Here is an 8,215-nt window from a genome sequence, read left to right on the forward strand (position 1 = left end):
TGCGAGGAGCATCACATGAATACGCAACCGAAGCTCGTCGTCATCGGCAACGGCATGGCCGGCATCCGCACGCTCGAAGAGCTGCTGGCACTCGCGCCGAACCACTACGACATCACCGTGTTCGGCGCGGAGCCGCATCCGAACTACAACCGCATCCTGCTCTCGCCGGTCCTTGCCGGTGAGCAGAACTTCGACGACATCGTGCTCAATCCGCTCGACTGGTATGCGCAAAACGGCATTCGCCTGCATATCGGCAAGCGCGTCGAGCGCATCGACCGCGTGCGGCGCATCGTCGTGGCCGATGACGGCACCGAAGCCCCCTACGACCGCCTGCTGATCGCCACCGGATCGACGCCGTTCATTCCCCCGATGCCGGGCAACACGCTCAAAGGCGTGATCGCGTATCGCGACATCCAGGACACCAACACGATGATCGACGCCGCCGCCGTCAAGCGGCACGCCGTGGTGATCGGCGGCGGGCTGCTCGGGCTCGAAGCGGCCAACGGGCTCAAGCTGCGCGGCATGGACGTGAGCGTCGTGCATCTCGCCGATACGCTGCTCGAACGGCAACTGGACGCCACCGCGGGCAAGCTGCTGCAGCGTTCGCTGGAGGCGCGCGGGCTGCAGTTCCTGCTCAACAAGGCGACGGTGGAAATCACCGGCAACGAGGCAGGCGAAGTGACCGGCGTGCGCTTCGCCGATGGCGATGCGCTGCAGGCCGATCTCGTCGTGATGGCCGTGGGCATCCGGCCCAACACCGCACTGGCCGAATCGGCGGGCCTCCACTGCTCGCGCGGCATCGTTGTCGACGACGCGATGCAGACCTACGATCCGCGCATCTACGCCGTGGGCGAATGCGTGAATCATCGCGGCGTTGCCTATGGTCTCGTCGCGCCGCTCTTCGAACAGGCGAAGGTGTGCGCGAATCACCTCGCGCTGATGGGCATCGGCAGCTACAAGGGTTCGGTGCTCTCGACCAAGCTCAAGGTGACGGGCATCGACCTCTTTTCCGCGGGCGATTTCCTCGGCGGCGACGGCACGGAGGAAATCGTGCTCTCGGATCCGGCGGGCGGCGTGTACAAGAAGCTCGTCATCAAGGATGACAAACTCGTCGGCGCGTGCCTCTATGGCGATACCGCCGACGGCGCATGGTACTTCCGCCTCCTGCGCGAGCAGCGCAAGCTGGGCGAGTTGCGCGAGCACCTCGTGTTCGGCGAAACGGGCATCGGCGACGCGGGCGTGCAGGGTCAGAGCCGCGCCGCCGCCATGAGCGACAACGACGAAGTCTGCGGTTGCAACGGCGTGTGCAAGGGCACCATCGTCAAGGCGATCACCGAAAAGGGCCTCTTCACGCTCGACGAGGTGAAGAAGCACACGAAGGCGGCAAGTTCGTGCGGCTCGTGCGCGGGGCTTGTCGAGCAGATTCTCATGAATACGCTCGGCTCCAGCTTCCAGGAAGCGCCCAAAACCAAGGCGATCTGCGGCTGCACCGCGCACAATCACGCCGAAGTGCGCAAGGCGATCCGCGAGCACCATCTGCTCACGCACCGCGAGGTCTACGATTTCCTCGAATGGCACACGCCGAACGGCTGCGCGAGCTGCCGTCCCGCCATCAACTACTACCTGCTTTCGACGTGGCCGCGCGAAGCCGTGGACGATCCGCAAAGCCGCTTCGTCAACGAACGCCTGCACGCGAACATCCAGAAGGACAACACGTTCTCCGTGATCCCGCAGATGAAGGGCGGCGTGACGAACCCGTCCGAGCTGCGCCGCATCGCCGACGTGGCCGACAAGTACCACATTCCGCTGGTCAAGGTCACGGGCGGCCAGCGTATCGATCTGCTCGGCGCGAAGCAGGAGGATCTGCCGGACATCTGGCGCGATCTCGGCATGAAGTCGGGGCACGCTTACGGCAAATCGATCCGCACCGTGAAAACCTGCGTGGGCAGCGAGTTCTGCCGCTTCGGCACGCAAAACAGCACGCAAATGGGCATCGACCTCGAAACGATGCTCGCCAACATGTGGTCGCCGCACAAGGTCAAGCTCGCCGTCTCCGGTTGCCCGCGCAACTGTGCCGAGTCGGGCATCAAGGACGTGGGCGTGATCGCCGTCGACAGCGGCTGGGAGCTCTATGTGGGCGGCAACGGCGGCATCAAGACCGAAGTGGCGCAGTTCCTCTGCAAGGTGAAGACCGCCGACGAAGTGAAGGAATACACCGGTGCGTTCCTGCAGCTCTATCGCGAGGAAGCGTATTACCTCGACCGCACCGTGCATTACATCGGGCGCGTGGGGCTCGACTACGTGAAGCAGAAAGTCGTGGAGGACGCAAGCAATCGCCGCGCGCTCTACGAACGCCTGCTGTATTCCCTCGAAGGTCTGCCGGACCCGTGGGAGACGCGCGTCGCCGGTACGCAACGCACCCAGTACATTCCGCTCAAAGTCGTCGCCTGAGGACACGCACATGGATACGAAAATCACGCCCATCTGGACCCGCGTTTGCGAAGTCGCGGACATTCCGCGCCTCGGCAGCCGCGTACTCGAACGCGCCAGCGGCAACATCGCGCTCTTTCGCACCGCGCTCGACGACGTGTTCGCCCTGCTCGACCGGTGCCCGCACAAGGGCGGTGCGCTCTCGCAAGGCATCGTGCACGGCGAGAGCGTCACCTGCCCGCTGCACGCGTGGAATATCGACCTCACGAGCGGCGAGGCGCGCGCACCGGATGTGGGCTGCGCGCATCGATTCGCGGTGCGCGTCGAAGACGGCGCCGTGTTCCTCTGCCTGGACTGACGATCATGAAGACCGTGACGCGCTCCACCTGCTGCTACTGCGGCGTCGGCTGCGGCGTGCTGATCGAATCGGTCGACGGCCGCATCGCCAGCGTGCGCGGCGACCCCGATCATCCCGCGAACCGCGGCCAGCTTTGCAGCAAGGGCATGGCCCTCGCCGACACCGCACGCAGCACGACGGGCCGCGCGCTTGCGCCCGAGTTGCGCAGGCAGCGCGGCGAGCCGCGCACGGAAGTCGAGTGGCCGGTGGCGCTCGATGCAGTCGCTGAGCGCTTCGCGAGCATCGTCGAACAGCACGGCCCGGACGCCGTGGCGTTTTACGTCTCCGGCCAGATGCTTACCGAGGATTACTACGTGTTCAACAAACTCGCGAAGGGTTTGATTGGCACGAACAATATCGACAGCAACTCGCGCCTGTGCATGTCGAGCGCCGTGACCGCCTACAAGATGGCCTTCGGCGCCGACGGCCCGCCCACCTGCTACGACGACCTGGAGCACGCACGCACGGTGCTGTTCGCGGGCAGCAACGCGGCGTGGGCGCATCCCGTGCTGTTTCGCCGCCTCGAAGCGGCGAAGGCGGCCGATCCGTCGATCCGCTGGATCGTGATCGACCCGCGCCGCACCGACACCGCCGCGATGGCCGACCTGCACCTCGCCATCGAACCGGGAACCGATGTCGCGCTCTTCAACGGCATGCTGCATCACCTGATCTGGGAAGGACTCGTCGATCGCGCATTCATCGACCAGCACACCGAAGGTTTCCAGGCGCTCAAAGCGGCGGTGAGGACGTTCACGCCCGCGATTGCCGCCGAGTTGTGCGGCATCGCCGAAGCAGACCTGATTCAGGCCGCCGAATGGTTCGGCGCGAGCGACGCGGCACTGTCGCTCTATTGCATGGGACTGAACCAGTCGAGTCACGGCACCGACAAGAATCTCGCGCTCATCAACCTGCATCTGGCGACGCGGCAAATCGGCAAGCCCGGCGCGGGACCGTTTTCGCTGACCGGTCAGCCCAACGCCATGGGCGGGCGCGAAGTGGGCGGCATGGCGACGATGCTCGCCGCACATCGCGATATCGGCAACGCGGCGGAGCGTGAGGAAGTTGCGCGGCTGTGGGGCATCGAAGCCGAAGCGCTCTCGGCGCGCCCGGGACTGCCCGCCGTCGACATGTTCGATGCGCTGCGCGCGGGCACCATCAAGGCCGTCTGGATCGTCTGTACGAACCCGGCGCATTCGCTGCCCGACAGCGCATGCGTGCGCGAAGCGCTCGAAAAGGCCGAGTTCGTCGTCGTGCAGGAAGCCTTCACGCAAACCGACACCGTGCCCTATGCGGACGTGTTGCTGCCCGCCGCGAGCTGGGGCGAGAAAAGCGGCACCGTGACGAACTCGGAGCGCCGGATCTCGCGCGTGCATGCAGCCGTCGATGCGCCGGGCGCGGCGAAGCCGGACTGGTGGATTGCCGTACAAGTCGCGCAGCGTCTGGAGCAGCGGCTTGATCACACACCGCGCGCACCCCGCACGCCGCGCTTTGCATTCGATGCGCCGGAGCCGATCTTCGACGAGCACCGGCGGCTCACCGAAGGCCGCGATCTCGACATCGGCGGCCTGAGCTATGCGCTCCTCGATGCACGCGGCCCGCAACAGTGGCCCTTCCCCGCAGGCAGCGCGCACGGCCAGGCGCGCCGCTACACCGATGGCCGCTTCGCCACCGAAGATGGCCGCGCGCGCTTTCACGCGCCTGACTACCAGCCGCCCGCCGACGCTGTCAACGCACGCTTCCCGTTTCGTCTCACGAGCGGACGTCTGCGCGACCAGTGGCATGGCATGTCGCGCACGGGCCGCAGCGGTCGGCTCTTCGCGCATGCGAGCGAGCCGTCGCTCGACATGCACCCCGGCGACGCCGCTCGGCGCGGCCTGCGCGAGGGCGACCTCGTGCGCATCGTCAGCCGGCGCGGCGAACTCGTGCTGCCCGTGCACGCGAGCGAAGACATGCGCTCGGGCACGCTGTTCGTGCCGATGCACTGGAACGCGCAGTTCATGTCGAGCAGCGGCATCAACGAGGTCAGCGATCCGGCCGCCGATCCGCATTCGTCGCAGCCTGAACTGAAGCACGCGGCGGTGCGGGTCGAAGCTGTCGCGTTGCCGTGGCGCGTCGTGGCCGTGCGGCGCGGCGACGCGCTGGCGCTGCAGGCGGCCGTTCAGCCGCTGCTTGGCGCATGCCGCTATGCGGCGCTCGCCATCGAAGACGATCTCCTGATCGTGCGCGCCGCCGACGCCGCCGCGCCCGCTCACTGGCTCGAGCGCCTTTACGCCGCCCTCGGCCTGCTGCCCGACGACGACACGCTCGAATTCCGCGACACGCGCCGCGGCCTTGACAAGCGCGCACGCTGGCGCGACAACGTCATCGAAGGGTTCGTGCTGGCCGGGGACACCACCCAGGCCGACACGCTGCTCGCCGCCGTGCGGGCACGCGAACCGTGGCGCGGTTCGCGCCTCGGCGCATTTTCGGCGCACCTGGCCGGAAAAATCGCCAGCGCGCCGCGTGAGCGCATCGTCTGCAGTTGCATGCAGGTCGGCGCGACGCAGATCCAGGCGGCGCTTGCGCGCGGCGCATCCGTGTCGGGCCTGCAAGCGTCGCTCGGTTGCGGTACGGTTTGCGGATCGTGCGTGCCCGAATTGCGACGCATGTGCGAAGCGGCCAACATCGCAGGATAGAAATTCGCCACCTGACATGCGCGTCTTGCTCGTCACCGACACCGACAAACCTATCGGCGATCTGCGCGAGGCGCTCGCGCGGCTCGGCTACGACATGCTGCCCGATCCAGCCACGCCGCAGGATCTGCATCGCGTGGTCGAGCGCGCGCGCCCGGACGTCATCATCATCGACACCGAATCGCCCTCGCGCGACACGCTCGAACAACTCGCGGTGTTGAACGCCACCGCGCCGCGCCCGGTGCTGATGTTCTGCAACGACGCGAACCAGCAGCTGATCCGGACAGCCGTGCACGCGGGCGTGACGGCGTATCTCGTGGAAGGGCTCACGAGCGGGCGGATCGCGCCGATCCTCGAAGTCGCGCTCGCGCGATTCGCGCAGGAAGCGCAGTTGCGCGAACGACTCGCGCAAGCCGAGAACGAACTCGCCGAACGCAAGCTGATCGACCGCGCCAAGCGGCTGCTGATGGAGCGCCAGAAGATGACCGAGCCCGCCGCCTACGCCGCGTTGCGCAAGCGCGCGATGAACCAGAGCGTGAAGCTCGCCGAGGCCGCCCGGCAGATCGTCGAGGCGGCCAAATCGCATGAATGAAGGACGAATGAAGCGACGCCCATGAACCCGGGCAGGCTGCGCACGCGAGCGTAGCGCCGATGCGCCTCTTCGATGATGGCGCGGTCAACTACCCGCGCACCTCGGAAGGCATGTGGTTCCTCAGGCAATTCGAACGCTGGGGGCTGATGGCCAGACGTGACAATAATGGCGGCGATCCGCACGCCTGCGTGGATGGCTTCGCGATAAAGAGCACACACGCCTGAGACGTCGCGCACGTCGCGCACGTTGCAAACGTTGCACACGGGGGGGATTTCGGGCGCTTCGGCGGTCAACCATCGACGCTTGAGAATCGTTGACTGTCGAGTGCGCTGGCGTGCCCGACGGCATGCCGCGCCGTCACGCAATCAAAAAGGCAGATATAGAACGATGCGAGCAAATCTCCCTGGCCACGGTTTGACCACGGCGCAGCGCAGCATCTGCGCCATGGCGCTCTGCGTGCTGTCGGCCTGCGCCACGCGGCTCGACCCTGCACCCGTCACGGACCTGAGCGCCCACGCGAGCGCACCCGCGCCCACGCCGGTCAACGTCGCCCCCGTCGCACCCGCGCCTGTCGTGCTCGCACCTGCGCGGCCCGGCTACTATCGCGTCCAGCCCGGCGACACGCTCTTGCGTATCGCACGCTCGAACGGGCGAAGCGATCACGATCTCGTCGCCTGGAACAACCTCGCCGACGCGAACCATATCGAAGTGAACCAGTTGCTCCGCGTCGCCCCGCCGGCGTCTGCCAACGCAGCTTCGGCAGACGAACCCGCCCCCGTATCCGCACCCGCACCCACATCCGCCCCCGACAACGGCGTGATCGCGCTGAGCTGGCCCGTCCACGGCCCGCTGCTCGGACGCTTCGACGACACGCGCAACAAGGGCATCGACATCGGCGGCAAACCCGGCGAACCGGTGCGCGCAGCCGCCAGTGGCCGGGTGGTGTACGCAGGCAATGGCCTGCGCGGCTACGGCAATCTGGTCATCGTGAAGAGCGATGCTGCCTTTCTCACGGCCTACGCGCACAACCGCAACCTGAAAGTGAAAGAAGGCGATTCGGTGACGAAGGGCGAAGAGATCGCCGAGATGGGCAAGACGGATGCGGATCGCGTCATGCTGCATTTCGAAGTGCGGCACGACGGCAAGCCGGTCGATCCGCTGCGGTATTTGCCGCCGCAGTAAGCGCGAGCGCCGCACCAACGGCGCTCTGCTGCCTGAGCGCGTGCACGCACGGGGCACGCACGAATCGCGTGCCCCGGCTCGCTCGCGTTACTTGACGACGACCTGTGTGTGCCCCACAACCGGCGGCTTCTCGAAGTACGGGCCGACGAGCTCGCGCCACACCTGGAAGTCGGCGGACTCGCGAAAGTGCACCATGTGATCTTCGACGGTGTCCCACTGCACGACGAGCACGTACTGGTTCGGCTCCTCGATGGAGCGTTGCAACTCGACGTGACGGCAACCGCGCGCGCGGTTGAACAACGGGATCGCCTGCTTCACCCCTGCCTCGAATTCGGCGTTCTTGCCTGCCTGCACGGTGATGTGTGCCATTTCGTAAACCACGAGATTTCCCTCCTGAATGAGACGTGTAGTGCGCAAAGCGCTCGCCGCGCCGCCAGAAGCACGCGGTGCGGCAACCGACCGCAACGTTAGCACGGCGCGTTTAAAGCCGCGCAGCGGCGACATTCACCATCGCTCGCGTCAGCGCGAATTCGTGCGTTTCTGTTTCACCACATCGTATTGCGGCATAGCCGCACACGTCCGATTGCGCAAAACGCACATGGCATAATTGATCTATTCGTTGGCGTGCTTTTCCGCGCCACATGGAGGCCATACAGGCCATGCAGCACTGAACGCAACGCACGGCATCTGCCGTGCACCTCAACCGCGCTTTCAACGCGCCGCACCACGCGCAACATGTCACGCACTCGTCTACGGAAACTCGGCAGCCTGCTCGGATTGCTTGCAATCCTGATGAGCGTGCTCGCGCCGGCCATTTCGCAGACGCTCGTCGAACACCATCGCGCGGGTGCGATGCATTCGTCGTTCTGCGCGATGAGAGACATGGCCGCCGCCGACTCGCACGGCTCGCCGCATCACTCGCAGGCGCAGCACGGCGACGCC

General features: G+C 66.2%; 8 protein-coding genes. 7 read left to right on the forward strand and 1 reads right to left on the reverse strand.

Going from position 1 to position 8,215, the window contains the following annotated elements; translation table 11 throughout:
- Positions 1-15: 15 nt before the first annotated feature.
- The 6 genes from nirB to ACFPTO_RS01230 all read left to right on the forward strand — a co-directional run bounded on the left by nirB (position 16) and on the right by ACFPTO_RS01230 (position 7,273).
- The gene (nirB, locus tag ACFPTO_RS01205; protein WP_377708831.1) at positions 16-2,451 is read left to right on the forward strand and encodes a nitrite reductase large subunit NirB; all 2,436 of its coding nucleotides are present in this window, start codon (positions 16-18) and stop codon (positions 2,449-2,451) included.
- A 10-nt stretch (positions 2,452-2,461) separates the two neighbouring features.
- Positions 2,462-2,788: a nitrite reductase small subunit NirD gene (gene nirD / locus ACFPTO_RS01210; protein WP_377708832.1), complete on the forward strand. Its 327-nt coding sequence runs from the start codon at positions 2,462-2,464 to the stop codon at positions 2,786-2,788.
- Positions 2,789-2,793: 5 nt separating this feature from the next.
- Positions 2,794-5,502: a nitrate reductase gene (locus ACFPTO_RS01215; RefSeq protein WP_377708834.1), complete on the forward strand. Its 2,709-nt coding sequence runs from the start codon at positions 2,794-2,796 to the stop codon at positions 5,500-5,502.
- 16 nt (positions 5,503-5,518) lie between these two features.
- On the forward strand, positions 5,519-6,091 hold the full coding sequence (locus tag ACFPTO_RS01220; protein WP_377708836.1) for an ANTAR domain-containing response regulator: 573 nt from the start codon (positions 5,519-5,521) through the stop codon (positions 6,089-6,091).
- Positions 6,092-6,150: 59 nt separating this feature from the next.
- Complete coding sequence (locus ACFPTO_RS01225) at positions 6,151-6,315, forward strand: hypothetical protein (protein WP_377708837.1); 165 nt, start codon at positions 6,151-6,153, stop codon at positions 6,313-6,315.
- A 163-nt stretch (positions 6,316-6,478) separates the two neighbouring features.
- The gene (locus ACFPTO_RS01230) at positions 6,479-7,273 is read left to right on the forward strand and encodes a peptidoglycan DD-metalloendopeptidase family protein (RefSeq protein ID WP_377708838.1); all 795 of its coding nucleotides are present in this window, start codon (positions 6,479-6,481) and stop codon (positions 7,271-7,273) included.
- A gap of 87 nt (positions 7,274-7,360) precedes the next feature.
- Here ACFPTO_RS01230 and ACFPTO_RS01235 read toward each other — a convergent pair whose 3' ends face one another.
- Positions 7,361-7,642, reverse strand: a complete 282-nt coding sequence (locus ACFPTO_RS01235; protein WP_293036093.1) for an antibiotic biosynthesis monooxygenase family protein — start codon at positions 7,640-7,642, stop codon at positions 7,361-7,363.
- 366 nt (positions 7,643-8,008) lie between these two features.
- On the opposite strand from ACFPTO_RS01235, the gene ACFPTO_RS01240 reads away from it, so the two are divergent.
- Positions 8,009-8,215: DUF2946 family protein (locus ACFPTO_RS01240; RefSeq protein WP_377708839.1), on the forward strand; the 207-nt coding region annotated here is incomplete at its 3' end.

The organism is Paraburkholderia denitrificans, from assembly GCF_042655705.1.
Lineage (GTDB): Bacteria > Pseudomonadota > Gammaproteobacteria > Burkholderiales > Burkholderiaceae > Paraburkholderia > Paraburkholderia denitrificans.

Coding starts and splice junctions, on each gene's coding strand:
- ACFPTO_RS01230 (WP_377708838.1), top strand. CDS start 6,479: ATGCGAGCAAATCTCCCTGGCCACGGTTTGACCACGGCGCAGCGCAGC.
- ACFPTO_RS01215 (WP_377708834.1), top strand. CDS start 2,794: ATGAAGACCGTGACGCGCTCCACCTGCTGCTACTGCGGCGTCGGCTGC.
- nirB (WP_377708831.1), top strand. CDS start 16: ATGAATACGCAACCGAAGCTCGTCGTCATCGGCAACGGCATGGCCGGC.
- nirD (WP_377708832.1), top strand. CDS start 2,462: ATGGATACGAAAATCACGCCCATCTGGACCCGCGTTTGCGAAGTCGCG.
- ACFPTO_RS01220 (WP_377708836.1), top strand. CDS start 5,519: ATGCGCGTCTTGCTCGTCACCGACACCGACAAACCTATCGGCGATCTG.
- ACFPTO_RS01235 (WP_293036093.1), bottom strand. CDS start 7,642: ATGGCACACATCACCGTGCAGGCAGGCAAGAACGCCGAATTCGAGGCA.
- ACFPTO_RS01225 (WP_377708837.1), top strand. CDS start 6,151: ATGCGCCTCTTCGATGATGGCGCGGTCAACTACCCGCGCACCTCGGAA.